At 56.5% G+C, this 26754-nt stretch carries 30 protein-coding genes and 1 pseudogene; 18 read left to right on the forward strand and 13 right to left on the reverse strand.

Annotated features, from left to right (window positions below):
* The 7 genes and pseudogenes from NKJ21_RS05490 to gstA form a co-directional block, all read left to right on the forward strand.
* A pseudogene (locus NKJ21_RS05490) lies at positions 1-427 on the forward strand (electron transport complex subunit RsxC); the annotation flags it as partial.
* On the forward strand, positions 428-1480 hold the full coding sequence (rsxD, locus tag NKJ21_RS05495; RefSeq protein WP_239270416.1) for an electron transport complex subunit RsxD: 1053 nt from the start codon (positions 428-430) through the stop codon (positions 1478-1480).
* A 10-nt stretch (positions 1481-1490) separates the two neighbouring features.
* Positions 1491-2111 (forward strand): electron transport complex subunit RsxG, encoded by a 621-nt coding sequence (gene rsxG, locus NKJ21_RS05500; RefSeq protein WP_004202852.1) that lies wholly within the window; start codon positions 1491-1493, stop codon positions 2109-2111.
* 2 nt (positions 2112-2113) lie between these two features.
* Positions 2114-2812 (forward strand): electron transport complex subunit E, encoded by a 699-nt coding sequence (locus NKJ21_RS05505; protein WP_008804642.1) that lies wholly within the window; start codon positions 2114-2116, stop codon positions 2810-2812.
* 1 nt (position 2813) lies between these two features.
* Positions 2814-3449 (forward strand): endonuclease III, encoded by a 636-nt coding sequence (gene nth / locus NKJ21_RS05510; RefSeq protein WP_008804641.1) that lies wholly within the window; start codon positions 2814-2816, stop codon positions 3447-3449.
* A 601-nt stretch (positions 3450-4050) separates the two neighbouring features.
* Positions 4051-5556, forward strand: a complete 1506-nt coding sequence (dtpA, locus tag NKJ21_RS05515) for a dipeptide/tripeptide permease DtpA (protein WP_008804640.1) — start codon at positions 4051-4053, stop codon at positions 5554-5556.
* A gap of 110 nt (positions 5557-5666) precedes the next feature.
* Entirely contained in the window at positions 5667-6272 is a 606-nt protein-coding gene (gstA, locus tag NKJ21_RS05520) for a glutathione transferase GstA (protein WP_012541527.1), read from the forward strand.
* A 42-nt stretch (positions 6273-6314) separates the two neighbouring features.
* Here gstA and pdxY read toward each other — a convergent pair whose 3' ends face one another.
* From pdxY to anmK, 5 genes are all read right to left on the reverse strand, one after another.
* Entirely contained in the window at positions 6315-7175 is an 861-nt protein-coding gene (gene pdxY, locus NKJ21_RS05525) for a pyridoxal kinase PdxY (RefSeq protein ID WP_008804638.1), read from the reverse strand.
* Positions 7176-7235: 60 nt separating this feature from the next.
* The gene (tyrS, locus tag NKJ21_RS05530) at positions 7236-8510 is read right to left on the reverse strand and encodes a tyrosine--tRNA ligase (RefSeq protein WP_012968045.1); all 1275 of its coding nucleotides are present in this window, start codon (positions 8508-8510) and stop codon (positions 7236-7238) included.
* Positions 8511-8634: 124 nt separating this feature from the next.
* Positions 8635-9291 carry a pyridoxamine 5'-phosphate oxidase gene (gene pdxH / locus NKJ21_RS05535; RefSeq protein WP_239270424.1) on the reverse strand — a complete coding sequence of 219 codons (657 nt, stop codon included), beginning with the start codon at positions 9289-9291 and terminating at the stop codon, positions 8635-8637.
* Positions 9292-9348: 57 nt separating this feature from the next.
* Positions 9349-9672: a C-type lysozyme inhibitor gene (gene mliC / locus NKJ21_RS05540; RefSeq protein ID WP_032737110.1), complete on the reverse strand. Its 324-nt coding sequence runs from the start codon at positions 9670-9672 to the stop codon at positions 9349-9351.
* Positions 9673-9764: 92 nt separating this feature from the next.
* Positions 9765-10889: an anhydro-N-acetylmuramic acid kinase gene (gene anmK / locus NKJ21_RS05545; RefSeq protein ID WP_008804634.1), complete on the reverse strand. Its 1125-nt coding sequence runs from the start codon at positions 10887-10889 to the stop codon at positions 9765-9767.
* Positions 10890-11157: 268 nt separating this feature from the next.
* Between anmK and slyB the strand changes: the two genes are divergently transcribed.
* On the forward strand, positions 11158-11625 hold the full coding sequence (slyB, locus tag NKJ21_RS05550) for an outer membrane lipoprotein SlyB (protein ID WP_008804633.1): 468 nt from the start codon (positions 11158-11160) through the stop codon (positions 11623-11625).
* Positions 11626-11846: 221 nt separating this feature from the next.
* Entirely contained in the window at positions 11847-13208 is a 1362-nt protein-coding gene (locus NKJ21_RS05555; protein WP_117108409.1) for a GGDEF domain-containing protein, read from the forward strand.
* A 36-nt stretch (positions 13209-13244) separates the two neighbouring features.
* On the opposite strand, the gene slyA is transcribed toward NKJ21_RS05555, so the two are convergent.
* A complete protein-coding gene (slyA, locus tag NKJ21_RS05560) occupies positions 13245-13685 on the reverse strand; it encodes a transcriptional regulator SlyA (RefSeq protein ID WP_008804631.1) in 441 nt (146 codons plus the stop codon).
* Between the two features lie 172 nt (positions 13686-13857).
* On the opposite strand from slyA, the gene NKJ21_RS05565 reads away from it, so the two are divergent.
* From NKJ21_RS05565 to NKJ21_RS05575, 3 genes are read left to right on the forward strand one after another with little or no spacing between them, the layout of a single operon-like run.
* Positions 13858-14094, forward strand: coding sequence for a DUF1656 domain-containing protein (locus NKJ21_RS05565; RefSeq protein ID WP_004143834.1), 237 nt, complete (start codon positions 13858-13860; stop codon positions 14092-14094).
* A 10-nt stretch (positions 14095-14104) separates the two neighbouring features.
* Complete coding sequence (locus tag NKJ21_RS05570; RefSeq protein ID WP_012968041.1) at positions 14105-15001, forward strand: HlyD family secretion protein; 897 nt, start codon at positions 14105-14107, stop codon at positions 14999-15001.
* Positions 15001-17025, forward strand: coding sequence for an FUSC family protein (locus NKJ21_RS05575; protein WP_064179792.1), 2025 nt, complete (start codon positions 15001-15003; stop codon positions 17023-17025). Before NKJ21_RS05570 ends, NKJ21_RS05575 begins: the two co-directional genes overlap by 1 nt.
* Here the strand turns inward: NKJ21_RS05575 and sodC are convergent.
* From sodC to NKJ21_RS05590, 3 genes are all read right to left on the reverse strand, one after another.
* Positions 17018-17539, reverse strand: coding sequence for a superoxide dismutase [Cu-Zn] SodC (sodC, locus tag NKJ21_RS05580; RefSeq protein WP_008804628.1), 522 nt, complete (start codon positions 17537-17539; stop codon positions 17018-17020). The two genes, NKJ21_RS05575 and sodC, sit on opposite strands and share 8 nt — an antisense overlap.
* Positions 17540-17608: 69 nt before the next feature.
* Positions 17609-18505, reverse strand: coding sequence for an aldo/keto reductase family oxidoreductase (locus tag NKJ21_RS05585; RefSeq protein WP_008804627.1), 897 nt, complete (start codon positions 18503-18505; stop codon positions 17609-17611).
* 48 nt (positions 18506-18553) lie between these two features.
* A complete protein-coding gene (locus tag NKJ21_RS05590) occupies positions 18554-18796 on the reverse strand; it encodes a DUF1289 domain-containing protein (RefSeq protein ID WP_008804626.1) in 243 nt (80 codons plus the stop codon).
* Positions 18797-18935: 139 nt separating this feature from the next.
* Between NKJ21_RS05590 and NKJ21_RS05595 the strand changes: the two genes are divergently transcribed.
* The 4 genes from NKJ21_RS05595 (at position 18936) to rnt (ending at position 21957) form a co-directional block, all read left to right on the forward strand.
* On the forward strand, positions 18936-19535 hold the full coding sequence (locus tag NKJ21_RS05595) for a TetR/AcrR family transcriptional regulator (protein WP_008804625.1): 600 nt from the start codon (positions 18936-18938) through the stop codon (positions 19533-19535).
* 53 nt (positions 19536-19588) lie between these two features.
* Positions 19589-20686: an alkene reductase gene (locus tag NKJ21_RS05600; protein WP_012968038.1), complete on the forward strand. Its 1098-nt coding sequence runs from the start codon at positions 19589-19591 to the stop codon at positions 20684-20686.
* A gap of 78 nt (positions 20687-20764) precedes the next feature.
* Positions 20765-21172 carry a lactoylglutathione lyase gene (gene gloA, locus NKJ21_RS05605; RefSeq protein ID WP_002907764.1) on the forward strand — a complete coding sequence of 136 codons (408 nt, stop codon included), beginning with the start codon at positions 20765-20767 and terminating at the stop codon, positions 21170-21172.
* A 137-nt stretch (positions 21173-21309) separates the two neighbouring features.
* Positions 21310-21957: a ribonuclease T gene (rnt, locus tag NKJ21_RS05610; RefSeq protein ID WP_008804623.1), complete on the forward strand. Its 648-nt coding sequence runs from the start codon at positions 21310-21312 to the stop codon at positions 21955-21957.
* Between the two features lie 47 nt (positions 21958-22004).
* On the opposite strand, the gene NKJ21_RS05615 is transcribed toward rnt, so the two are convergent.
* The gene (locus NKJ21_RS05615) at positions 22005-22352 is read right to left on the reverse strand and encodes a Grx4 family monothiol glutaredoxin (protein WP_002907768.1); all 348 of its coding nucleotides are present in this window, start codon (positions 22350-22352) and stop codon (positions 22005-22007) included.
* 340 nt (positions 22353-22692) lie between these two features.
* On the opposite strand from NKJ21_RS05615, the gene NKJ21_RS05620 reads away from it, so the two are divergent.
* Positions 22693-23565: a C40 family peptidase gene (locus NKJ21_RS05620; protein WP_012968037.1), complete on the forward strand. Its 873-nt coding sequence runs from the start codon at positions 22693-22695 to the stop codon at positions 23563-23565.
* Here the strand turns inward: NKJ21_RS05620 and NKJ21_RS05625 are convergent.
* On the reverse strand, positions 23520-24005 hold the full coding sequence (locus NKJ21_RS05625; protein WP_008804621.1) for an AraC family transcriptional regulator: 486 nt from the start codon (positions 24003-24005) through the stop codon (positions 23520-23522). The two genes, NKJ21_RS05620 and NKJ21_RS05625, sit on opposite strands and share 46 nt — an antisense overlap.
* 484 nt (positions 24006-24489) lie before the next feature.
* Between NKJ21_RS05625 and sodB the strand changes: the two genes are divergently transcribed.
* Complete coding sequence (sodB, locus tag NKJ21_RS05630; RefSeq protein WP_002907771.1) at positions 24490-25071, forward strand: superoxide dismutase [Fe]; 582 nt, start codon at positions 24490-24492, stop codon at positions 25069-25071.
* Between the two features lie 62 nt (positions 25072-25133).
* Here the strand turns inward: sodB and NKJ21_RS05635 are convergent, their stop codons facing one another.
* Both NKJ21_RS05635 and NKJ21_RS05640 read right to left on the reverse strand, forming a co-directional pair.
* Complete coding sequence (locus tag NKJ21_RS05635) at positions 25134-26300, reverse strand: MFS transporter (protein WP_016161205.1); 1167 nt, start codon at positions 26298-26300, stop codon at positions 25134-25136.
* Between the two features lie 167 nt (positions 26301-26467).
* Positions 26468-26560 carry a YnhF family membrane protein gene (locus NKJ21_RS05640; RefSeq protein WP_012968036.1) on the reverse strand — a complete coding sequence of 31 codons (93 nt, stop codon included), beginning with the start codon at positions 26558-26560 and terminating at the stop codon, positions 26468-26470.
* Positions 26561-26754: the final 194 nt, after the last annotated feature.

Here is a 26754-nt window from a genome sequence, read left to right on the forward strand (position 1 = left end):
CGCGCCGGTGGAAGCCCCGGTAGCCGAGCCGGTCGACCCGCGTAAAGCCGCGGTGGAAGCCGCCATCGCCCGTGCCAAAGCGCGTAAAGCCGAACAGCAGGCTGCGCCGGTGGAAGCCCCGGTAGCCGAGCCGGTCGACCCGCGTAAAGCCGCGGTGGAAGCCGCCATCGCCCGTGCCAAAGCGCGTAAAGCCGAACAGCAGGCTGCGCCGGTGGAAGCCCCGGTAGCCGAGCCGGTCGACCCGCGTAAAGCCGCGGTGGAAGCCGCCATCGCCCGCGCCAAAGCGCGCAAAGCCGAACAACAGGCCGCACAACCGGATCTCGCGTCAGCCGCAGCCAATGACGACCCACGCAAAGCGGCCGTCGCCGCGGCTATCGCCCGCGTTCAGGCGCGTAAAGCAACACAGCAGGCAGTTAACGAGGAATAAATGGTTTTCAGAATCGCAAGCTCCCCCTATACCCATAACCAGCGGCAGACCTCGCGTATTATGCTGCTGGTGCTGCTCGCCGCCGTGCCTGGCATTGTGGTCCAGACCTGGTTTTTCGGCTGGGGTACCGTACTGCAGATTGTCCTCGCCGCATTGACGGCCTGGGCAACGGAAGCCGCTATTCTCAAACTGCGCAAACAGCATATTGTGGCGACCCTGAAGGACAACTCCGCCCTGCTCACTGGCCTGTTGCTGGCGGTGAGTATTCCACCGCTGGCCCCCTGGTGGATGGTGGTGCTCGGCACTGCCTTTGCCGTGGTGATCGCCAAGCAGCTGTACGGTGGATTAGGCCATAACCCCTTCAACCCGGCGATGATCGGCTACGTCGTGCTGTTGATTTCATTCCCGGTACAGATGACCTCCTGGCTGCCTTCATATGAAATTGCCGCCCAGGTTCCGGCGTTCAGCGATGTGCTGCAGATGATCTTCACCGGGCATACCGCCGCCGGGGGCGACATGGCCAGCCTGCGACTGGGTATCGACGGCATCAGCCAGGCCACCCCGCTGGATACCTTTAAAACCTCTCTGCATGCCGGGCATAGCGTCCAGCAGGTGCTGCAATTGCCGGTTTACGGTGGCGTACTGGCGGGCCTCGGCTGGCAGTGGGTGAATATCGCCTGGCTGGCGGGCGGTCTGTTCCTGCTGTGGCAGAAAGCGATCCGCTGGCATATTCCGGTCAGCTTTCTCGTTAGCCTTGGGCTGTGTGCCACCCTCGGCTGGTTATTCTCGCCGCAAAGCCTGGCGTCGCCGCAGATGCATTTGTTCTCTGGCGCCGCCATGCTCGGTGCTTTCTTTATTCTGACCGACCCGGTGACGGCTTCAACAACCAACCGCGGCCGCCTGATCTTCGGCGCCCTCGCCGGCCTGCTGGTGTGGCTTATTCGCAGCTTCGGCGGTTACCCGGATGGCGTGGCATTTGCCGTTCTGCTGGCGAATATTACCGTGCCGCTGATCGATTATTACACGCGCCCGCGCGTGTACGGCCACCGTTGAGAGAGCGATGATGTTAAAAACGATGCGAAAACACGGCGTCACGCTGGCGCTGTTTGCCGCCGGATCCACCGGGCTGACGGCGGCGATCAATGAACTGACGAAAAGCACTATCGATCAGCAGGCGGCCCTGCAGCAGAAAGCGTTATTTGATCAGGTCTTACCCGCCGACCGCTATAATAACGATCTGCTCAAGAGCTGCTATCTGGTCAGCGCCCCGGCGCTGGGCAAAGGCCAGCATAAAGTGTGGATAGCCAAAAATAACGACCAGCCGATCGGCGCGGTGATGGAAGCCACCGCGCCGGATGGCTATTCCGGGGCAATACAGTTGTTGGTTGCTGCCGATTTTAGCGGCACGGTCCTCGGCACCCGCGTGACCGAGCATCATGAAACGCCGGGCCTGGGCGATAAAATCGAGCTTCGCCTGTCGGACTGGATCACCCATTTTGCCGGGAAAGTCATCCACGGTCAGGGCGACAGCCATTGGGCGGTCAAAAAAGATGGCGGCGATTTTGACCAGTTCACCGGCGCCACCATCACCCCCCGGGCGGTGGTCAATGCCGTTAAGCGCGCAGGCCTGTATGCACAAACGCTGCCTGCGCAACTTCCTGAATTCAGCGCCTGTGGAGAATGACCATGAGCGAAGTTAAAGACGTCATCGTCCAGGGCCTGTGGAAAAATAACTCCGCCCTGGTTCAGCTGTTAGGGATGTGCCCTCTGCTGGCGGTCACCTCGACCGCCACCAACGCCCTCGGGCTGGGTCTGGCGACCACCCTGGTGCTAACCTTAACCAACCTGACCATCTCCAGCCTGCGCCGCTGGACGCCGGCGGAGATCCGGATCCCCATCTACGTGATGATCATCGCCTCGGTGGTGAGCGTCGTGCAGATGCTGATCAACGCCTATGCCTTCGGCCTCTATCAGTCGCTGGGGATTTTCATCCCGCTTATTGTGACCAACTGCATCGTGGTCGGCCGCGCCGAAGCCTTTGCCGCCAAAAAAGGGCCGGCGCTGTCGGCACTGGATGGCTTTTCTATCGGCATGGGCGCCACCTGCGCGATGTTTGTGTTGGGCTCCCTGCGCGAGATCCTTGGCAATGGCACCCTGTTTGACGGCGCCGACAGCCTGCTTGGTAGTTGGGCAAAGGTGCTGCGCATCGAGGTTTTCCATACGGATACCCCCTTCCTGCTGGCTATGCTGCCGCCAGGCGCCTTTATTGGCCTCGGCATGATGCTGGCGGTAAAATACCTCATCGATGAACGTAGCAAGCAGCGGAAGGCGCAAGCGGCCCGGGCCGTTTCTGTCGCCCCGTCTGACGTGACAGGGAAAGCGTAACATGAACAAAGCCAAACGCCTGGCGATCCTCACCAGGCTGCGGGAAAACGATCCCCATCCCACTACCGAACTGCATTTCAGTTCGCCGTTCGAGTTGCTGATTGCCGTTCTGCTTTCTGCGCAGGCCACCGATGTCAGCGTCAACAAAGCGACAGCCAAACTCTATCCGGTGGCCAATACGCCCGCAGCGATGCTGGCGCTGGGGGTGGATGGGGTGAAATCGTATATCAAGACTATCGGCCTGTTTAACAGCAAAGCGGAAAACGTCATCAAAACCTGCCGCATCCTGCTGGAGCAGCACAACGGCGAGGTGCCGGAAGACAGAGCGGCGCTGGAGGCGCTGCCCGGCGTGGGCCGTAAAACCGCCAACGTGGTACTAAACACCGCCTTTGGCTGGCCGACCATCGCCGTGGACACGCACATCTTCCGCGTCTGCAATCGGACGCAATTCGCCCCTGGCAAGAATGTTGAGCAAGTGGAAGAGAAGCTTCTGAAGGTGGTCCCCGCCGAGTTTAAGGTCGACTGTCATCACTGGTTGATCCTGCATGGACGTTATACCTGCATTGCCCGCAAACCGCGCTGCGGCTCCTGCCTGATTGAAGACCTCTGCGAATTTAAAGAGAAAGTCTACGCCTGATCCCTTCTTCTGAGCCATAACTTAACCCTGAGTTATGGCTCGAATTTATGCATTTAACCAGCCGTTAACACCAGAAAATGTCTCTTATGGTGGGTAATAATCCGGCTATATAACGAACAATCAGTGCTTTCATTTTTTCTCGATGCAAAATTTCTATACATTTGTGATCGAGATCATGCTCGCAACTTTATGTTGATTACATGTTGTGAAAATGAAAACAAATGTCAGGCAATACAACGATTGAGCAAAGATTACCAGGATAATAGACCATTAATTTTTAGGATAATGGACCATATCACTACCCATAAGGTCAATCAGTAGAATATATCGCCTTTTTAACGAAATCAGACTGATGAAAAAGATAAAAATAGCAATCATAACGAAACGGTGAAATTTAACTCTGGATAACATTCAGATGTCCGGAGCATTATGCCATCCACATTATGTGTAACAGTTTATTACAAAGGCCTTGCCTGATGCGCCAGGATAGTGAACATTACCTGCCGTTTTCCCTCCCAAAATAACTATAAAGGCGGCGGTCCAACGAGATTGCGCCCCGAACACCCCCCAGTAAATATGGGATGTAAAAAAAGAGGTATATGTGTCTACTGCAAACAATAAACCAGCAGAAAGCGTGAGTCTGAACGCTTTCAAACAACCACGCGCGTTCTATCTCATTTTCTCGATCGAGTTATGGGAGCGTTTTGGTTATTACGGCCTGCAAGGGATCATGGCCGTTTACCTGGTAAAACAGCTGGGTATGTCGGAAGCGGATTCCATTACTCTGTTCTCCTCCTTTAGCGCGCTGGTCTATGGTCTGGTTGCTATTGGCGGCTGGCTGGGCGATAAAGTGCTGGGCACCAAACGTGTCATCATGCTGGGCGCTATCGTGCTGGCCATCGGCTATGCGCTGGTGGCCTGGTCCGGCCATGATGCTGCCATCGTCTATATGGGTATGGCGACCATCGCCGTCGGTAACGGCCTGTTCAAAGCCAACCCGTCCTCCCTGCTTTCTACCTGCTATGACAAAAACGATCCCCGTCTGGACGGTGCATTCACCATGTACTACATGTCCATCAACATCGGTTCGTTCTTCTCGATGCTGGCAACCCCGTGGCTGGCCGCTCGCTTCGGCTGGAGCGTGGCGTTTGCCCTCAGCGTGGTGGGGATGGTGATCACGATTATTAACTTTGCCTTCTGCCAGAAATGGGTAAAACAGTACGGTTCGAAACCGGACTTTGCCCCGGTACACATGGGCAAACTGCTGGCGACCATCGCTGGCGTGGTGGTGCTGGTCGCCATCGCCACCTGGCTGCTGCACAACCAGGGCATCGCACGTATGGTGCTGGGCGTCGTCGCACTGGGTATCGTCGTGATTTTCGCCAAAGAAACCATCGGTCTGAAAGGTGCCGCGCGTCGTAAAATGATCGTCGCCTTCCTGCTGATGGTAGAAGCGATTGTCTTCTTCGTGCTGTACAGCCAGATGCCGACCTCTCTGAACTTCTTCGCGATTCGTAACGTTGAGCACTCGATCCTCGGTATCGCCTTCGAACCGGAACAGTATCAGGCGCTGAACCCGTTCTGGATCATGATTGGTAGCCCTATTCTGGCAGCCATTTATAACAAGATGGGCGACCGCCTGCCGATGCCGCACAAGTTCGCTATCGGCATGGTACTGTGCTCCGGCGCGTTCCTCGTCCTGCCTTTAGGGGCGAAGTTCGCCAGCGACGCCGGCATCGTCTCGGTTAACTGGCTCATTCTGAGCTACGCGCTGCAGTCTATTGGTGAGCTGATGATTTCCGGCCTCGGCCTGGCGATGGTCGCTCAGCTGGTTCCGCAGCGTCTGATGGGCTTCATTATGGGCAGCTGGTTCCTCACTACCGCCGGCGCGGCGATCATCGCCGGGAAAATCGCCAACCTGATGGCGGTGCCGGAAAACGTCACCGATCCGCTGGTGTCGCTGGAAGTGTACGGCCACGTGTTCCTGCAGATTGGTATCGTCACCGCGGTTATCGCCGCCCTGATGCTGCTCACGGCGCCGAAGCTGAACCGTATGACTCAGGACGACAGCGCGGACCTGAAAGCACGCGAAACCGCGGCAGCCTGACGCCGCAGGGAAAACCAATTATTTTTAAGCCGCTAACGTTAGGTTAGCGGCTTTTTTTTTACCCCTGGCGGGACTAACATACAGAAAACTGCAGCCACGAGGAGTTACGCATGAAACTGTTCTACAAACCCGGCGCCTGTTCCCTGGCCTCGCATATCGCCCTGCGCGAAAGCGGCCTGGATTTCACGTTGCAGAGCGTGGACCTGGCCAAAAAACGGCTGGAAAACGGGGATGATTATCTGCTGATCAACCCGAAAGGTCAGGTGCCGGCGTTGCTGCTGGATGATGACATCCTGCTCACTGAGGGCGTGGCTATTATGCAGTACATCGCCGATCAGGTGCCGGACCGCCATCTGCTGGCGCCAGTGGGCTCCATTGCCCGCTACCAGACCCTGGAGTGGCTGAATTACGTGGCCACCGAGCTGCATAAAGGCTTTACCCCGCTGTTCCGCCCGGATACCCCGGAAGACTATAAGCCTGTCGCGCGGGCGTTGCTCGAGAAGAAACTGCAGTATGTTGATACGTCGCTGGAAGATAAACAGTGGCTGACCGGCCATCGCTTTACTATCGCCGATGGCTATCTGTTCACCGTGCTGCGCTGGGGCTATGGCATAAAACTGGATATGGCTGCCTATGGTCATATCGGCAGCTGGATGGCGCAGGTGGCAGCGCGTCCGGCGGTGGCGGCCGCACTGGCGGCTGAAGGCTTAAAATAAGGCCTGAACCTGCCCGGCGGACCGTCGGGCAGGCCCGGGGAGTTACAGCCGGGTGGCGCTGAAGCAGTGCTCCGGTACGGCAATGCGATCCTGCGCCGCCACCACCTGCAGTTCATACTCTTGCATGTTTTTGGTGGTGAGCATGATCTCGTACACCGCGGCGGTAACGTGCTCAAGCGCATCGCGCAGGCTGGCACCCTGCAGCAGTTTCACCAGCAGCAGTCCACTGGTCACATCGCCGACGCCAACCGGCTGACGCAGGCCAAAATCCACCAGCGGCCGACTGATATGCCAGGCTTCTTCGGCCGTCACCAGCAGCATCTCAAAACGATCCATGCTCAGACCGGCGCGGGAAAGATGTTTAACCAACACCACCTCCGGCCCCTGGGCAATCAGCTCCCGCGCAGCAGCTACCGCTTCGCTGACGCTGGCGACCGGATGACCGCACAGGATCTCCAGCTCAACCAGATTCGGCGCAATAATATCGCTGGCCGGCAGCGCATAACGCACGTGGAATTCCGCCACGCCGGGCGCGACGATGCACCCTTTCTCCGGATGGCCCATCACCGGGTCACAAAAGTACTTCGCCGCCGGATTGGCCGCTTTCACCTGACGCACGATACCGAGGATATGCTCGCCCTGTTCAGCGGAACCGAGGTAGCCGCTCAGAACCGCATCGCAGGTCTGCAGCTTGTCGATGTCGGCAATGCCCTGGACGATCTCCGTCAGGTGTGAAGGCGGCATCACGCAACCGGTCCATTTACCGTATTGCGTATGGTTGGAGAACTGAACGGTATTCAGGGGCCAGACATTGGCGCCCAGACGGCGCATCGGAAACTCGGCGGCACTGTTGCCGGCGTGGCCAAACACAACGTGAGACTGAATGGCGAGGATGTTCTTCATTTTCTTACCACAACCCTAAAAAGAAAAAGGGCGTGGTTTCCCACGCCCTGGTTTTATTTTTTATTTCCAGCAGACCAGGCAGTAATTCTTTTTACCGCGGCGCAGTAAGGTGTAGCGGCCGAACAGACGGTCGCTGTCGCTGAATACATATTCCGGGTCGGCCTGTTTTTCACCGTTGATGGTCACCGCGTTCGAGGCAACGGTTTTACGCGCCTGACCGCGGGACGGCTGCAGCTCGGAATCCACCAGCGCCTGCAGGAGATCGGCGCCTTTTTCCATTTCGATCATCGGCACGCCATCCTGCGCCAGCTGTTCGAAATCTGCTTCGCTCAGGTCGCTCAGGTTACCGTTGAACAGGCTTTCGGTAATGCGCTTCGCCGCTTCCAGGCCTTCTTCGCCGTGGACCAGGCGCGTCACCTGCTCTGCCAGCACGTACTGGGCGCGCGGCGCTTTACCGCTGTTTTTGTCTTCTTCTTCCAGAGCATTGATCTCCGCCATGTCCATAAAGGTGAAGAACTTGAGGAAACGATAGACATCAGCATCCGCGGTGTTGATCCAGAACTGGTAGAATTTGTACGGACTGGTTTTCTTCGGATCCAGCCACACGGCGCCGCCTTCGGTTTTACCGAATTTGGTGCCATCTGCTTTGGTGATCAGCGGAACCGTCAGGCCAAACACCTGGTTCTGGTGCAGGCGACGGGTCAGATCGATACCGGAGGTGATGTTGCCCCACTGGTCGGAGCCGCCGATCTGCAGCGCTACGCCGTGCAGCTTGTTCAGGCAGGCAAAGTCGTACCCTTGCAGCAGGTTGTAGGAGAACTCGGTAAAGGAGATACCCTGATCGTCACGATTCAGACGCTGCTTCACCGCTTCTTTGTTGATCATCTGGTTAACAGAGAAGTGTTTGCCGATATCGCGCAGGAAGGTCAGCACGTTCATGCTGCCAAACCAGTCATAGTTGTTCGCCGCGATCGCCGAGTTGTCGCCACAGTCAAAATCAAGGAACGGGGCCACCTGTTTGCGGATTTTATCCACCCACTCCTGCACGGTATCCTCGGTATTTAGCTTACGCTCAGCGGCTTTAAAGCTTGGGTCGCCAATCAGACCGGTTGCGCCGCCCACCAGCGCTACAGGTTTATGACCTGCCTGCTGGAAGCGTTTCAGGCATAACAATGGAACAAGATGCCCCAAATGCAAGCTGTCAGCGGTAGGATCGAAGCCGCAATAGAGCGCGATCGGGCCTTGCGCCAGTCGCTCTGCTAACGCTTCCTCGTCCGTCACCTGGGCTACCAGCCCCCGCTCTTGCAATTGTTTAATCAAGTTACTGCTTGCCATCAAATTCTCCATGTATAAACGACTGCACCTCTGCCGGTACACGACTTTTCGCCAGATGCGAAAAGTACATAGAATAAAGCGCCGGCCCTTTCAGCGCCAGCGCTTCGATAACTAATTTCGGCGTTTACGGTGCCAGGCGGTCTATTTTCCAGGCGCCATTATCACGCTGGTATAAAAAGCGGTCATGCAGCCGATGTTCGCCCCCCTGCCAGAACTCCATCTGCTCGACGCTGACGCGGAATCCGCCCCAGAAACTCGGCAGCGGCACTTCCCCCTGCTGGAATTTCTGCTTCAGCTCGAGGAATTTGCTCTCCAGGATCCCGCGGGCGGAAATGCGACTGGACTGCTGGGAGACCCAGGCGCCGATTTGGCTATCGCGCGGACGGCTGTGGAAATATTTGACCACCTCCAGCGTCGACAAGCGCTCCGCTTTGCCGATCACCATCACCTGGCGCTCCAGCATATGCCACGGAAACAGCAGGCTCACCTGGGGATTTCTTTCAATCTGATGGGCTTTGCGGCTGCCAAGGTTGGTATAAAACACCAGCCCTTTTTCATCGTAATGCTTCAGCAGCACAATACGCTGGTAAGGTTGGCCGCGCTCATCAACGGTAGCAACCACCATCGCGGTCGGGTCTGCGAGTTTCGCGTCACAGGCCTGACGCAGCCAGCGTTCAAACAGCGGCAGGGGTTCAGCAGGAAGATCGTGGCGACGCAAACCGCCACGGGTATATTCACGGCGCAAGTGCGCGATTTGCTGGAGTTCGTCGTTATCAGACATGGCCATTGAGGATGTAGTCATAAGGTGGCGTTATTGTGCGCCCCCCCGACAGAAATCTCAACGTTTGGCCGTCTGCAGCTGACAGTTATCGAGGATGATGCGATCGCGTTTATAGACGGTAGCGGTATCGCCCTTCGACCAGAAGACGTAGACGCCGTCGGTGTAGCGCGCCCCCGAAGCCGACAGCCCCTCAGCCAGGTTCAGTTGCTGATTATCATAGATAAAACTCACCTGTTGGCGGGTATTATTGCGATGGACCGTTAACGGTTTCTGGTCGCATTGATACTCCAGCGTGTCCGTCTGCATCCGCTCGACAAACTGGTTGTAGTAGCTACAGCCCGCCAGCATAAAAGGTATAACTGCGATAAGAATTTTTTTCATTCGTTTGCCTTCGACTTTCCCGGTCACGGAGGGCACTCCGCCCTCCGCTTAACTTGTCCAGTTTACCGGTCGCGCCGTGTTTAAGATTTCAGTTAACTCCGATTCTGCGGCGGGTTAGCCGGGAAAATGGCGCCCAGCACCGTGGCTTCGCTGGCGCCGGTCACTGAGGGAAGATTACCCGGCAGCCCGGCCAGCGTGCGCCAGGCCAGCCAGGCAAAGGCCAGCGCCTCCATATCATCGCCGCTGATCCCCGCCTCATCGGTGGTGGAGACTTCGGTTCCCGGCAGCAGTGCCGCCAGGCGCGCCATTAACAAGGGGTTACGCGCGCCGCCGCCGCACACTAACAAACGCTCGCAGCCGCCGCTTAACAATACCTGCTCACTGATGGTCACAGCGGTTAATTCCGCCAGCGTGGCCTGCACATCCTGCCCACGCAGTCCCGAATAACGGGCCAGATGTTTTTCCAGCCAACCGTAATTGAAATATTCACGACCGGTGCTTTTCGGCGCCGGTAAAGCAAACCACGGATCGCTCAGCATGTCCTGCAGCAGCGGCAGCAGCACTTTACCTTCGCTGGCCCACTGGGCATCCTTATCATACGGTTTACCCTGCTGACGCCAGATCCAGGCGTCCAGCAACATATTTCCCGGCCCGGTATCATAGCCGCGCACCGGCTGCCCCGGCACCAGCAGCGACACGTTGGCGATGCCACCGATATTCAGCACCATCCGCCGTTCAATGGGATGCGCCAGCAGCGCATGATGAAATGCCGGGACCAACGGCGCCCCCTGCCCGCCAAGCGCCATATCACGTCGGCGAAAATCCCCCACCACCGTGACTCCGGTATGCGCGGCGATCTGGTTGTTGTCGCCGATTTGCAGCGTGTGCGGCGCATCGCCTTGCGGTTCATGCCATACGGTCTGTCCATGGCAGCCGATAGCGATAACGTCGGTGGGCTTGAGATTTTCCTGGCGCATCAGCGCCAGTACGGCATCGGCAAACAGCCGCCCCAGACGAGTGTCCAGACGCCCCAGTTGTGAGAGGGTCAACGACTGGCCCTGGCAAATCGCAAGGATCTCTTCTTTTATTGGGTGTGGTATGGGCCAGGTGAGACTGGCCTGCTGCGCCACGATGTTTTCGTTGATGGCGGCCAATACGACATCGATACCATCAAGGCTGGTACCGGACATAACGCCAATAAAGCGACCCGATCTCATACGTTTTTCCTTCATTCCATGACCCTCGTATACGCCTCACTCCACCATAAAGCGCCCGCTAATGCTATGTTGTTATAATACTTTTTAACAATAGAGCGACATTTCAGAGAACACCGTAAAGAACCGGCGTTTAGTTTAGGTTGAAGCATCATTAATTATTATTTTTTGTATAGTCAGGGTGGAAGCTATGCCCGCCGGCGACTAAATGCCATATAATTAACCGTATGGACGTTCAATTGAACACCTTCGGTGAACAGGAGATTCATAAATGATTTTACGTGTTTTGGCTGTATCGATGATTGGTTTTACGCTCGCAGGCTGCGTGAGCAGCAGCGGCCTGTCCGGCGACGTTTATTCCGCATCTGAAGCCAAACAGGTGCAGAGCGTAACTTACGGTACGATTGTGCATACGCGCGCCGTGCAGATCCAGAGCGGCGACGACAGCAATGCCATCGGCGCCATTGGCGGTGCTGTGCTCGGCGGGTTCCTCGGCAACACCATCGGCGGCGGTACCGGACGCTCTCTTGCCACCGCGGCTGGCGCTGTCGCGGGCGGCGTCGCAGGCCAGGGCGTTCAGGGTGCAATGAACAAAACCCAGGGCGTAGAACTGGAAATCCGTAAGGATGATGGCAACACCATTCTGGTGGTGCAGAAACAGGGCAGCACGCCGTTCTCTGTGGGTCAGCGCGTCGCCATTGCCGGCAGCGGCAGCCAGGTCACCGTTTCTCCTCGATAACCCCCCCTTGCGATGCGGCCCGTTGCGCCGCATCGTATTTTTCAGCCGCGGTTATTCCACCGTAATAGATTCGTATTAGCAATCAGATATATTATATTCAAGTAGTTCATCAATCATTGCGCCTGCGCAATATCTTATCTCACCGCCCCCACTACTCTCAGATTGTCATAATACTTTGTCGACTGAACGTCGCTGTTGCTTTTCTCTCTGGGATCTTGCCTATGCTCAAACATGTCAATCATGTTGCTAAACGTTTTATTATATATGTTTTTATTTGCTTACTGGCCGGGTTCGGCATTGCCGGAGTGACCGCTTTTTTTCATACCAGTTTCAGCACTACCTCATCAATATTATTTCCTCTACTGACCAGCTTTCTGATGGTCTTTCATATTACTATTGCCTGTTTTATGGGCATGAAATACTGGAGCAGCAAGCGCCGCCTGTACCTTACACCTGTTGCTTTCGGCTTTGCCTGTTCAGCGCTGCTGATGCTGGGCACCCTCAGCAGCTATCCGGACTGGCTTACCTGCAGCACGACCCCGGTCATTAATCAAAATGACGCCGTTATCTATTATTTCTTTCGCAATATAATGATGGCTGTATTATTCATGTCATCTATTGTTTTGTATTACTTCCGCCAGCGCATCATGCACTCGCTGAAAGCACACATAATTACATTCGCGGCATGTATCGTTTTTACATTAACAATTATTTTTTTATCGTGGGTGTACTCCAGCCACTCGCCGTGGCTGAGCGTCAATTTTATCGACGATCTTAGCCATACCTTCACGCCGCTGTGGCAAAGTATTATCGGCTGGCTGCTGATGGCTATCTGGTTTATCACGCTTATTTTATTAATTAGCCTGAGTAAATTACGCAATATTTTCTGGTTTAGCGGCGCTTTTTTTTGCAGCGCTTATCTTTACACCCTCTTCCAGCTAGTCTCCACCGCCGGGGACCTCGATCAGACCTGGTACCAGGCGCGTTTTTTCGAAACGCTTTGTACCCTGTTCCTGATTCTGGTGCTGCTGGTCGACGTCTTTATGCTCTACCGTGAGTCTAACCATAAGTATGTCAACTCGTACCAGAACTCGATTCGCGACCCGTTGACCCGGCTTTATAACCGCAGCTTCTTCTACGACACCCTGAACCAGCAGCTGGCGAAGGTAAACCCCCAGCATCCGCTGTCAGTGATTATCAGTGACCTCGATCATTTCAAACGCATCAATGATAACTATGGCCACGTCGCCGGCGACAAGGTGATCCAGTTTGCCGCCTCGGTACTGGAGAACCATTCGCGCGCGGATGACGCTGCTGCCCGCATTGGCGGTGAGGAGTTTGCCCTGCTGCTGGTCAACACCGCCGAGAAAGACGCCCTGGCGATCGCCGAGCGTATCCGCCTGGTCGTCAACGCTGAGCAACACCCTCTGCCGGAGCGAATGACCATCAGTATGGGGTTGTATACGACGCGCGATAGAAGCGTGAGCGCAGAAACGTGCGTCGAGCGCGCAGATGCGGCCATGTATGAAGCGAAAAACAGCGGGCGTAATCGGGTGGTGGTCTGGCGTCACCCTGGCGACTAAAAAAAACGGCCCGGGGCAACCCGGGCCGCTAAAAAATTAATCTTTTGCCTGGAGATCGAGGATATTTTGTTCAAGTTTACGAATTAAGTGGAGCAACGTTTCCACTTCCTGCTTTGAGACCCCCGACAGGATTTCATCGCGGGTCTTGCCTATCACCTCTTCCATCTCATTGATCAACGGTTCAGCTTTTTCAGTGAGCTTGATGCGTTTGGCCCGCCGGTCGCTTGAACAGGTCTGGCGAGAAATAAGCCCTTTCTCCTCCAGCTGATCGAGCGTGCGCACCAGCGACGGCTGTTCAATGCCGATGGCTTTCGCCAGCTGGATCTGCGACTGCTCAGGCGGCAGCTGGTGGATGTTATGCAGCGTGACCCAGTGAGTCTGCGTTAACTCCAGAGGTTTCAGGCGATGGTCGATTAGCGCGCGCCAAACGCGGACTAAACGTGCCAGATCAGAACCAAGTGGCGATTCCAATTTCATCTCCTTATAATTAGCTTGCTAAGTTATTATACTGATTTTAGAATAGTGTGCAGCATTTGAATTATCAAAACAAATGAATTACTTGATTCAACAAAAACCAAAACAATGATTTACACTGTTATAGCGTAGCACGCTCTGAGGTTACCCCTGTAATGGCAAAGGATTTTTGCTTGTGAAACTGAGTCTTAACACATCCGGATTGCCGCTGCAGGACCTGGTGTTCGGCGCGTCCGTCTATTTCCCTCCGCTGTTCAAAGCCGTCTTATTAGGTTTTTTTATCTGGTTGTTTTTACATCGTCAGCTGCGTGACTGGATGTATGCCGGCGACATCTGGCATCCCCTGCTGATGGATCTCTCCCTGTTCGCGCTCTCGGTCTGTCTGGCCCTGGTGTTACTGATTGCCTGGTGATCTCCTTGCTATGAAAAAACTAAAATATCTGTCAACGCTGTTGGTTGCGGCCATCGCCCTGATCGCCGCATGGCTGTTATGGAATTTCTACACCCAGTCCCCCTGGACCCGCGACGGCAAAGTGCGTGCAGAGCAGGTCGGGATCACCCCTCAGGTCTCCGGTAGCATTCTGCAGTTGAACGTGACGGACAACCAACGGGTCAACGCCGGGGATGTTCTGTTCACTATCGACGACACCCCCTACCGTATCGCCGTGCTGAACGCCCAGGCGCAGCAGGCGAAAGCGCAAGCCGAGGTAGCGAAAGCGCAGGCTGAGCAAACGAAGGCCGCCAGCGAGGCACGTCGTCGTCGCAACCTGTCGCAGAATGCGATCTCGGCTGAAGATCTTGAGAATGTCAACACCGCGCTGAATACGGCCACCACCAACCTGGCGGCCGCCAGAGCGGGACTGGGCGTCAGCGAAGCGATGCTGAAACATGCGCAATGGCAGCTAAGCCAAACAACGGTCAAAGCGCCAGTGGACGGCTGGGTGACCAACCTCTCCACCCGCGTCGGCGATTACGCCACTACCGGCCACCCGGTCTTTGCTCTGGTAGACAGCCACTCGTTTTACGTGCTGGGCTACTTTGAAGAGACCAAACTGCGTCATATCCGCATCGGCGATCCGGCGCAGATTATTCTCTACAGTAATCAGCAGACGCTGCACGGGCATGTCGCCAGCATCGGCCGAGCAATTGTCGATCAGAGCGTGGAACAGGGAACCGGGCTGGTGGCCAACATCAAACCGAATATCCCCTGGGTACGCCTCGCGCAGCGCGTTCCGGTGCGGATTGCCTTTAATGAGCTACCGGCGGACGTCACTCTGGTCTCCGGCACCACCTGCACTGTCTCGATCGGCGGGCAGTAATGAATCTGCAGGCCCTGTCGTGGTGCACACTGCCCTGGGTTAAAGCCACCCGTCCACAGTGGCGATACGCGTTGCGTAACGGCATCGCTATGTGTCTCGCGTTAAGCATCGCCTACGCGCTGGATCTCGATGAGCCGTACTGGGCGATGACCTCAGCGGCAGTGGTCAGCTTTCCCACCGTCGGCGGCGTGATCAGTAAAAGCTTTGGCCGCATCGCCGGCAGCCTGCTCGGCGCCTGCGCCGCCCTGCTGCTGGCGGGCCATACGCTGAACGATCCCTGGCTGTTTCTGTTCAGTATTTCCGGCTGGCTGGCGCTGTGCACCTGGGCCTGCGCGCTGTTCACCAACAACGTGGCCTACGCCTTTCAGCTTGCCGGCTATACCTGCGCCATCATCGCGTTTCCGGTGATTAACATCAGCGACAGCTACGAACTTTGGGTGATCGCTCAGTCGCGCGTCTGCGAAGTCATCGTTGGGATCCTCTGCGGCGGACTCATGATGATGATCCTGCCCAGCACCTCCGACGGCAGCAACCTGCTGACGGCCCTGAAAACCATGCACGCCCGGCTGCTGGAGCACGCCAGCCTGCTGTGGGTGCCGGAGACGACGGATGCCATCCGCACCGCTCACGAAAGCGTGATTGGTCAGATCCTCACCATGAACCTGCTGCGCATCCAGGCCTTCTGGAGTCACTACCGCTTCCGTCGGCAGAATCCCCTGCTGAACTACCTGCTGCATCAGCAGCTCCGAATGACCAGCGTCATTTCCAGTCTGCGACGTATGTTGCTGAACTGGCCGGACGCGCCGGCGAACACTCGTCAGGTGCTGGAGTCGCTGCTTGCTGAACTCGCTGCTCCCCATGCTGACAGCTATCATGTCGCCCGCATTCTGGCGCCTCTGGCGCCGCCGCCGGATGCCGATTACCGTCATATCGCCTTTTGGGCGCGACTGCGCTATTTCTGTCGCATTTATCTGGAAAGCAGTCGCTGGATCCGCCGGGTAGAGAATGCGTCGGCGATCGCCGAGTTCAACGTACCTTCGGCGCCAGCCCTGGCCCGCCACACCGACCAGGCAGAGGCCTTGCTCAATGGCATCCGTACTTTTTGCGCGCTGGTGGCGATTGGCGCATGGGGGATCAGCACCCAGTGGACCAGCTGCGCGGCTGCCCTGACCCTGGCCTCCATCTGCTGCGTGCTCTATTCGGTCTCGGCTTCGCCGTTTCGATCGCTGACGCTGCTAATGCAGACCCTGGTGCTGCTGTCGCTGTTCAGTTTTGTGGTGAAGTTCGGCCTGATGGTGCAGATAACCGACCTGTGGCAGTTTCTGCTATTTCTGTTCCCGCTGCTGACCACCATGCAGTTGCTCAAGCTACAGTGGCCCAAATATGCCGGCCTGTGGGGACAGCTTATCGTGTTTATGGGCTCGTTTATCTCCGTCACCAATCCGCCGGTGTACGACTATGCGGCTTTTTTCAATGATAACTTAAGCAAGATTGTCGGCGTGGGCTTTGCCTGGCTGGCTTTTGCGGTGCTCAGTCCGGGATCGGATGCCCGTAAAGGACGGCGTCATATCAGAGCGTTACGGCGTCACTTTGTCGATCAGCTCAGCCGACATCCCCAGCACAGCGAACATGAATTTGAATCGCTGGTGTACCACCATGTCAGCCAGCTCAGTCAGAGTAAAGATGCCCTGGCACGGCGCTGGTTACTACGTTGGGGGGTGGTGCTGCTCAACTGCTCGCACGTCGTCTGGCAGCTTCGGGAATGGGAAACCCGCTCCGATCCCCTCGCCCAGGTGCGCGACCTGTGCATCAATTTGCTGCGCGATGTGATGAGCGAGCGCGGCGTGCAGCAGCGCCCGCTGGCCTCCACCCTGCAGGAGCTGCTGCGGATCTGCGACGTCCTGAACCACCATCATCAGCCAGCGGCCCGGGAGCTGGCCGCCGCAATCTGGCGACTGTATTGCGCCCTGTCACAGCTGGAACAGGCCCCGATCGCCGGCACGATTGGCGAAAAGACTACTTAATCACCCCGCAGGCAAACCGCTCGCCGCCGCCGCCCAGCGGCTGCGGGTTGTCGGCCATATTATCCCCGCCCACGTGGACCATCAGCGCTTTCCCCTTCACCTCATCCAGCGTTTTCAGACGTGGGGCAATAATTGGCTGGTCGGCCACGCCCGCGTCGTTGACCACCAGCAGAGGCAAATCGCCAAGATGCCCGGTGCCCAGCGGCCCTTCGTGTTTCCCGGTATGTTGCGGGTCATAATGTCCGCCCGCCGCCCCGGCGGCCACCGCTTTGCCCTCTTTCATCGCCGGCTGGCAGCTGCCTTCGGCATGAATATGAAAGCCGTGCTTGCCCGGCGGCAATGCCCGCAGTTCGGGGGCGAACTCGAGGCCGCGGTCGGTTTCGGTGATTTTTACACTGCCGATGGACTGCCCGACGCCCTGGGGGGTCACGAGATTAAGTTGAACATCTTCACTGACGGCCTGTGCGCCAGCGCAAAATGCGAGGGATAAGATCGCGAGAATACATCGTTGCATAACACCTCCGGATGGCTGTCTCCCTGTTAAGTGTAAACCAGGAACGCCTTTCCGGAGGCGAAATGCCCGTTACGGTACGTCGTAACCGAGCGCGGCTTTGCGGATACGGAACCACTGCTGACGGGTCATGCTAAGTTTTTCGGCCACGATCGCGGAACGCACGCGTTCGATTTTGCCCGAGCCGATAATCGGCAGCGGCTGCGAGGGCAGACGCAATATCCAGGCGTAGACCACCTGCTCGATGCTGTCGGCATTGAGCTCATGCGCTACCTGCGCCAGCTCATCGCGCAGCGGCTGGAAGCCCTCTTCATTGAACAGGCGTCCGCCGCCAAGGCAGGACCACGCCATCGGACGAATACGCAGCTGCTGCAGCTGATCGAGCGTGCCGTCGAGCAGCAGCGGCTGATGCACCGGCGAGATTTCGACCTGATTGGTGGCCAGGGTAAACGGCAGGCGCGACTGCAGAAGAGTGAACTGGGCTGGGGTAAAGTTAGATACGCCAAAGTGGCGCACTTTTCCGCTGTGATGCAGCGCGAGGAACGCCTCAGCCACTTCATCGGCATTCATTAGCGGATCCGGCCGATGGATCAGCAGCAGATCGAGATGGTCCGTCGCCAGATTACGCAGCGATTGCTCAGCGCTCAGCACGATGTGGTCGCGGTCGGTGATATAGTGGCCGATGGTGTTTTCAGCCCGCGCCCGGGTGGCGATGCCGCATTTGCTGACAATTTCCATGCGATTACGCAGATGCGGCGCCAGCTTCAGCGCTTCGCCAAAGGCAGCCTCACACTGATAATCACCATAGATATCGGCGTGATCGACAGTGGTTACGCCTAAATCGAGATGCTGTTCAATAAAGCTGACCAGCTCGCCTGGCGACATTTTCCAGTCCATCAGACGCCAGTAGCCCATCACAAAACGCGAAAATTCCGGCCCCTGGGGAGCCATAGCAATACGCTGAACCATAACCGCTTCCTCAATAAAAAAGTGTACTGAGTATACGTACTTTTTGGTTTAAAACAGTGAGGGTTGCTGCGGTTCTTCCGCCGGTTCCGGCTTGTTCGCGCGTATTTTGCGCAGCAGCCGTTGGCGGCAGAGACGCAACACCTCCTGTTTCTGCGCATCGCTCATCGTTTGCCAGTTAAAACGTTCCTCACGGCTGCGGAAACAGCCGCGACAGTAGCCGCGCTCGTCGGTCTGACATATTCCCCGGCACGGGCTCTGCACCGGGAAAAACTCTAACTGCTCTGCCACCACACGCCTCCTGTCCCCTCGTCTCCTTTCATTGAAGACGTTTCCCCGCGCCGACGCAAATTTTGTTCACTACGTGCTGCGCCAGCTAACATTTTTCCGCCGACGCTTGCATTAGACCAATCGGTCTACTACAGTGTGCTCCATGAACAGACACAGCGAATGCGATACCCGAGAACATATCCTGGTCACCGGCGAGCAGCTCTGCATGCATCGCGGTTTTACCGGAATGGGCTTGAGCGAACTTCTGAAGACGGCGGAAGTGCCTAAGGGCTCTTTCTACCATTACTTCCGCTCTAAAGAAGCCTTCGGCGTCGCGCTGCTCGAACATCACTACACCGGATATCTGCAGCGCCTGGTCGACCACTTCGATCATGGCGACGGCAACTATCGTGACCGCCTGCTGGCTTATTATCAGCACACGCTGAATCAGTTCTGCCAGCAGGGGATTATTAGCGGCTGTCTTACCGTCAAGTTGTCGGCAGAGGTTTGCGACCTGTCGGAAGATATGCGTACCGCCATGGACCATGGTGCCAGTCAGATTATCGCCCTGCTGGGCGACGCGCTGGAGAAAGGACGTCAGGAAGGCAGTCTGGCGTTTGACGGCGAGGCCATGACCCTGTCGCAGGTGCTGTATTCCCTGTGGCTCGGGGCCAACCTGCAGGCCAAAATTACGCGTAGCGCAAGGCCGCTGGAAAGCGCCCTTGCCCACGCCAAACAGATTATTGCGGCGCCTGCGGTATAACAGGCGTTTTTATTTCATCAGTTACTAGACGACCGGTCTACTCAGGAGTCACTATGTCGGAAGCAAAATTATTCAGCCCGTTGAAAGTCGGTGCGGTCACCGTCCCTAATCGCGTATTTATGGCGCCGTTGACGCGTCTGCGTAGCATCGAGCCGGGCGATATCCCTACCCCGCTGATGGGCGAATACTACCGCCAGCGCGCCAGCTCCGGCCTGATCATCACCGAAGCGACGCAGATTTCTGCCCAGGCCAAAGGCTATGCCGGCGCGCCGGGCCTGCACAGCCCGGAGCAGATTGCCGCCTGGCAGAAAATCACCGCCGGTGTTCATGCGGAAAATGGCCGTATCGCCGTCCAGCTGTGGCACACCGGGCGTATTTCCCATAGCAGCCTGCAACCTGGCGGCGGCGCGCCGGTAGCGCCTTCCGCGCTGAGCGCCGGTACTCGCACCTCCCTGCGCGATGAAAACGGCCATGCTATTCGCGCCGACACCTCGATGCCGCGTGCCCTGGAAACCGAAGAGATCCCGGGGATCGTCGACGATTTCCGTCAGGCGGTCGGCAATGCCCGTGACGCTGGCTTCGATCTGGTTGAGTTGCACTCGGCCCACGGCTATCTGCTGCACCAGTTCCTCTCGCCGTCGGCGAACCAGCGTACCGATCAGTACGGCGGCAGCGTGGAGAACCGTGCCCGTCTGGTACTGGAAGTGGTCGACGCCGTGAGCAAAGAGTGGAGCGCTGACCGGATCGGCATCCGCGTGTCGCCGATTGGCAGCTTCCAGAATGTGGATAATGGCCCGAACGAAGAAGAAGACGCGCTGTATCTGATTAGCGAACTGGCGAAACGCGGTATCGCCTATCTGCACATGTCCGAGCCGGACTGGGCGGGCGGCAAGCCGTACAGCGAAGCCTTCCGTCAGAAAGTTCGCGACCGCTTCCCGGGCGTGATCATTGGCGCTGGCGCCTACACGGTAGAAAAAGCTAACGATCTTATCAATAAAGGGCTCATTGATGCTGTGGCCTTTGGCCGCGATTACATCGCCAACCCGGATCTGGTGGCCCGTCTGCAGAAAAAAGCGGCGCTCAACCCCCAGCGCCCGGAAACTTTCTATGGCGGCGGCGCGGAAGGCTACACCGACTACCCTACGCTGTAATCCCTCCATTGATAGCGGCGACGTATCGCCGCTATACTCAAGGTTCTGATCTATCAAATAAACTGCATAGGGGACATTATGCGCTTACTCCACACCATGCTGCGCGTTGGCGACCTGCAACGTTCTATCGACTTCTATACCAACGTGTTGGGCATGAAGCTGCTGCGCACCAGCGAAAACCCGGAGTACAAGTACTCCCTCGCCTTTGTCGGCTACGGCGAAGAGAGCGAAACCGCGGTGATCGAACTGACCTACAACTGGGGCGTGGACAGCTATGAGCTGGGCACCGCCTACGGCCATATCGCGCTGAGCGTCGACAACGCCGCCGAAGCCTGCGAACGGATCCGCCAGAACGGGGGCAACGTCACCCGTGAAGCCGGCCCGGTAAAAGGCGGCACCACCGTCATCGCCTTCGTGGAAGATCCGGACGGTTACAAAATCGAGCTCATTGAAGAGAAAGATGCCGGCAAAGGTCTGGGCAACTAACGCTTCCCGAGCCAGGCCTCTTTAATGCCATGGCTCGCCCGGGCGCTGCGGCGCCCGTTGTTTTCACCCCTGCCTGCTGCAAGCCGCGGCAAAATTTGCCATAATGCGCGCTACTTTTTTCCAGCTAAGAGAATCTGATGTCCGAGAATGCTCAACTGAATGGTCTGTGCGACCGTTTCCGCGGTTTTTATCCGGTGGTGATTGATGTTGAAACCGCAGGATTTAATGCCAAAACCGACGCCCTGCTGGAGATCGCCGCCATTACGTTGAAGATGGATGAGCAAGGCTGGCTGATGCCCGACGAAACGCTGCATTTCCATGTTGAACCTTTCGAGGGCGCCAATCTGCAGCCCGAAGCGCTGGCCTTTAACGGAATTAACCCGCACGACCCGGAGCGCGGCGCCGTCAGCGAATACGATGCCCTGCATGCCATCTTCAAAATGGTACGCAAAGGGATGAAAGAGAGCGACTGCAGCCGGGCCATCATGGTGGCGCACAATGCCACCTTTGACCACAGCTTCACCATGACCGCCGCCGAACGCGCGGGGCTAAAACGCAACCCGTTCCATCCGTTTGTTACCTTCGACACCGCCGCGCTGAGCGGGCTGGCGCTGGGCCAGACGGTGCTGTCCAAAGCCTGTATCGCCGCGGGTATGGCGTTCGATGGCGCGCAGGCCCACTCCGCCCTGTACGATACCGAGCAGACGGCGCAGCTGTTTTGTGAGATTGTGAACCGCTGGAAGCGTCTGGGCGGCTGGCCGCTGCCCGTGGCCACCCCGGAGTAATAAAAAAAGCGACTTCCTGGAAGTCGCTTTTTTACGGATGGCGGGAATTACTCCGCTTTCGGCTCGTCGGTGTGGTACTTCGCCGCCGTCTCTTTGATCAGCTGCTGCAGTTCACCGCGCTGGTACATTTCGATGACGATATCGCAGCCGCCCACCAGTTCACCGTCTACCCACAGCTGCGGGAAAGTCGGCCAGTTGGCGTATTTAGGCAGCTCGGCGCGGATATCCGGGTTCTGCAGGATATCAACGTAAGCAAAACGTTCGCCACAGGCGGACAGCGCCTGAACGGCCTGGGCAGAGAAACCGCAGCTTGGCAGCTTCGGCGACCCTTTCATGTACAACAGGATCGGGTTTTCAGCGATTTGGCGTTGGATCTTTTCTAAAGTCGAGCTCATTGTCGTGCTTCCTTAAACTTCTTTCTACGGCAGTAACTTGTCATTGTAGCGTCCTGTAGGCAGGACGGATAATAACATTTTTTTCACTATTCATATTTTATCTTCTGTTGCGCGAAGTTGCCTTAAAAATATCATTTTGCCGTCGCAGGCGGGCGCTCATTGCGCATTTTCTGTGCGAGACGGTCAATGTCTGACGCGTTTTCTTGCAATCGTTAACCAATCGACATTTTTGATACAAAAGAATATTAACTTTCCGGGTTTTTATGCTTTAGAATCATTCCGGTTTGTCATTCATCGTCAGGCATTTGTACATGTCTGTAATTAATCAGGGGATTGCTCAGTGGCGCGGCTAAACAAAATCGCGATATCGCTCTGTGCATTACTGTTCACATCTATCTCATTCACGCCACTGGCTCAGGCGTCAGGGCATACGCACGCCTCCGCTTCGCCAAAAGCGTTGCCCGCGAAAAGTGGCTCAGAGCGCAAGAAAAAAGCTACCAGTCAAAAAAGTAAAACCACCGCTAAAACCACCAGTAAAAAGTCCTCGAGCACCCGGCTCCCTTCCCGCACTACCGCAGCAAGCCAAACCGCACTTCATCGTCAGGCCGCCGGCGCGACGAAAAAATGCGTGCTGCGTAAAGGTTATAAAAAGCAGTGCGCGAAAACGGTCGCCGCCAGCGCCGAGCCGACCCTGGCGCTGAACAGCGTCAAAAGTAAATGCGTGGTGCGTAAGGGCTATAAAAAACGCTGTAAACCTGAGGCCAGCGATGCGAATTTAACGATCGCCGACGCCCATAAAGTCCGGGTGCAGAAAGCGCAAAGTACCGCCATGAACAAATTGATGGGCCAGTTGGGTAAACCCTATCGCTGGGGCGGCACCTCGCCACGTACCGGCTTTGACTGCAGCGGACTGGTTTATTACGCCTATAAGGACCTGGTTAAAATTCACATCCCGCGTACGGCTAATGAAATGTACCACCTGCGCGATGCGCGTCCGGTGGATCGTGATGAACTGCAGAGCGGCGATTTGGTCTTCTTCCGCACCCGCGGACGCGGTACTGCCGACCACGTTGGCGTCTACGTCGGCAACGGGAAATTTATTCAGTCACCACGCACAGGTCGTGATATACAAATCACCTCCCTGAGCGAGGATTACTGGGTTCGCCATTATGTTGGCGCTCGTCGCGTCATGACGCCGAAAACCATTCGCTGATCCTGGTCTGCCGCTACGGCGGCAGACCGCCTCACCTGCGCGTCTTTCCCTTCTACCGTCAAAGGATACTGCATATTCATCTCCTTGCCCGGCGCTTCCCGACGATAGCGGGTGGGCGACATACCAAAGTGACGGTGAAAGGTCCGGCAGAAAGCGGCCTGTCCGTCGTATCCCAGGCACTGAGAAATACTCTGTATCGACGCCTGCGTCTGCGTTAAATAGATTGTCGCAATGGTCATTTTTCGCCGACTGACGTAGTTCGCCAGCGTGCAGCCGGTCACCATGGCGAACTGCCGCTGGAAATACCAGTGCGAATAACCGGACTTTTTCGCAATCGTGCTTACCGGCAGGGTGTCTAAAATATGGGCTTCGATCCAGTCAACGATCCCCTGTACAACCGGGATCATCTTCGGGCTCACCACCTCACCTGTTTTTGCCATCGTAGCCATCCTGTGGGAAATTCATGTCGGCGGTCATATTTGTCATACAAATAGCAAAATAGACAATGAATTATTGGCATAGCGGCGATTGCCTGGGCGCATATTTTAATTAAGTCATTAATTTTAAAGGCATATCACCCTCAACCATGATGCGCGGCTGCGATCGTCAGAGAAAAAAACAGAAGACGTTAAACCTTCCCTGCGAGAGTCGGAAAAGCGCAGACGGCGTCTCCTTATACATTTTTGCAACATCTGCGAGCGGTTTGACGCCTCGCCCCGTAGAAAACGGTTAAGCCTTCATCAGTTGCGCCTGCGGCAATAGCCTTTATCGTTGTAAGGCTTTTCACTGCTTGCGGCAAATGTTAACATTCTCAATACAATAACAGCCCGTGACGCGACAGCGTCGGGTGGCCAGAACACGATTCAGATGAAAACCTCATCTTGTCAATGTGAGATAAAACAAAAAGTTATAAGGAGAGTAGCAATGTCGTTTGAATTACCTGCATTACCATATGCAAAAGACGCCCTGGCGCCGCACATTTCCGCAGAAACCCTGGAATATCACTACGGTAAACACCACCAGGCGTATGTCACTAACCTCAACAACCTGATCAAAGGCACTGCGTTCGAAGGCAAATCTCTCGAAGAGATAGTCCGCACTTCTGAAGGCGGCGTATTCAACAACGCAGCCCAGGTCTGGAACCACACCTTCTACTGGAACTGCCTGGCGCCGAACGCCGGCGGCGAACCGGAAGGCGAGTTAGCGGCCGCGATTGCCAAATCCTTCGGCAGCTTTGCGGATTTTAAAGCCAAATTTACCGATGCCGCAGCGAAAAACTTCGGCGCGGGCTGGACCTGGCTGGTCAAAAATGCCGACGGCAGCCTGGCTATCGTCTCCACCAGCAACGCCGGCACCCCGCTGACCACCGACGCGAAGCCGCTGCTGACCGTTGACGTCTGGGAACACGCCTACTACATCGACTACCGCAATGCCCGTCCAAGCTACCTGGACCATTTCTGGGCGCTGGTTAACTGGAAGTTTGTTGCGGCCAACCTGGCGGCATAAACGACAAACCGCAGTAGGGTCTCCCCGGCTGCGGTTTTTTTTAGCCCTTCCCTACACTCGCGTTACTGGCGGGCAAAGGCCTCTTCCGGCTGCGCTCGTCCGCTGAACCAGACCAGCAGCAGCGCCAGACCGGCGATAATCGCCCCCATCACCGGCACAAACGCATAGCCCAGTCCGCCAGAGATCACCGCCCCACCGGCGGCGGCGCCCAGCGCGTTGCCGAGGTTGAACGCGCCGATATTCACCGAAGAAGAGAGCCCCGGCGCTTCATGCGCCACGCGCATGACCCGCATCTGCAGCGGCGGAACCACCGCAAAGGTGGCTGCGCCCCAGACAATCATGCTGATGGCCGCTCCAGCCTGGGATTGCGCCAGCAGCGGGATCGCCAGCATGATCGCCATCAGCAGCAGCAGAAAGCCTTTCAGCGTGCCAGAGACCGACCGATCGGCGAATTTGCCGCCCAGATAGTTGCCCAGCGAAAAACCAACGCCAATCAGCACCAGCATCGCGGTAATAAACAGCGATGAAGCGTGGGTCAGCGTATTGAGCACTGGCGAGATATAGGTATACAGCGTAAACATTGCCCCGGCACCGAGCACGGTAGTCAGCAAGGCGGAGAGTACCTGCGGGCGTAGCAGGACTGAAAGCTCTTTTTTGACATCCGGGCGCTCACCGGCGCTGCCCTTCGGCAGAGAGAACCACAGACTGACCATCGCCAGCAGGCCTAACCCCGCTGTGGCCAGGAAGGACATCCGCCAGCCGATGGTTTCGCCAAGCCAGGTGGCCGCCGGTACACCGCCGATGTTGGCGATGGTGAGCCCCATAAACATCGTGGCTACCGCGCTGGCCTGCTTATGCTTTGGCACGACGCTGGCTGCGACCACTGATCCCAGGCCAAAGAAAGCACCGTGGTTGAGGCTGGTAATAATGCGCGACAGCAGCAAGGTGGTGTAATCCGGCGCAATGGATGACAACAGGTTGCCGACGGTGAAGATCCCCATCAGAAAAATCAGCGCATTGCGCCGTGCGCGATGCGACAACAGCAGCGTCATCAGCGGTGCGCCGACCATGACGCCGATGGCATACGCACTGATCAGCATTCCCGCTACCGGTATCGAGACGTCCACACCTTTCGCAATCACCGGCAGCAATCCCATTGGGGAGAACTCCGTGGTACCGATGCCAAAGGCGCCGATCGCCAGCGCAAGTAAAGGAAAGTTGATTTTCATTCAATGACTCCATCAGACCGTCAGAGAGGACGGCGTAACATCAGAAGCCAAAAGCATGACATCAATCACAAAAAAACAAAAGTGAACGAAATGACAAAAGATTTTTGCAGAATTGATAATAATGGCGGGATACGGGGAGGAGGCCGCGCTCCTCCCTCACTGGAACATTAGTGCAGTATGGCGGTCAGGCTGAAAGCAACGATCACGCCGAGGGCAATAACCGTGGTGATCAGCGAAAACTTTAAATTGGTATCCATCATTTTTCCCTCTTGTTATCCCCACACCAAAAGTGAGCTTGCTCATTTTTGCACAAAAAATCGCAAAAATCTTCCGGGATTTAGGGCGATGCACATTTTTGCTCTTCCACTTTGCCCCAAGATCGGACAAAATCCCACGCTAATTTAAAAGCGTATCGGCCATTGACCCCTTCCTGTCGTTCTGTGTCGTTTTCCCG

The sequence above is a fragment of the Klebsiella sp. SWET4 genome (genome assembly GCF_024296565.1).
Classification (GTDB): Bacteria; Pseudomonadota; Gammaproteobacteria; order Enterobacterales; family Enterobacteriaceae; genus Klebsiella; species Klebsiella variicola.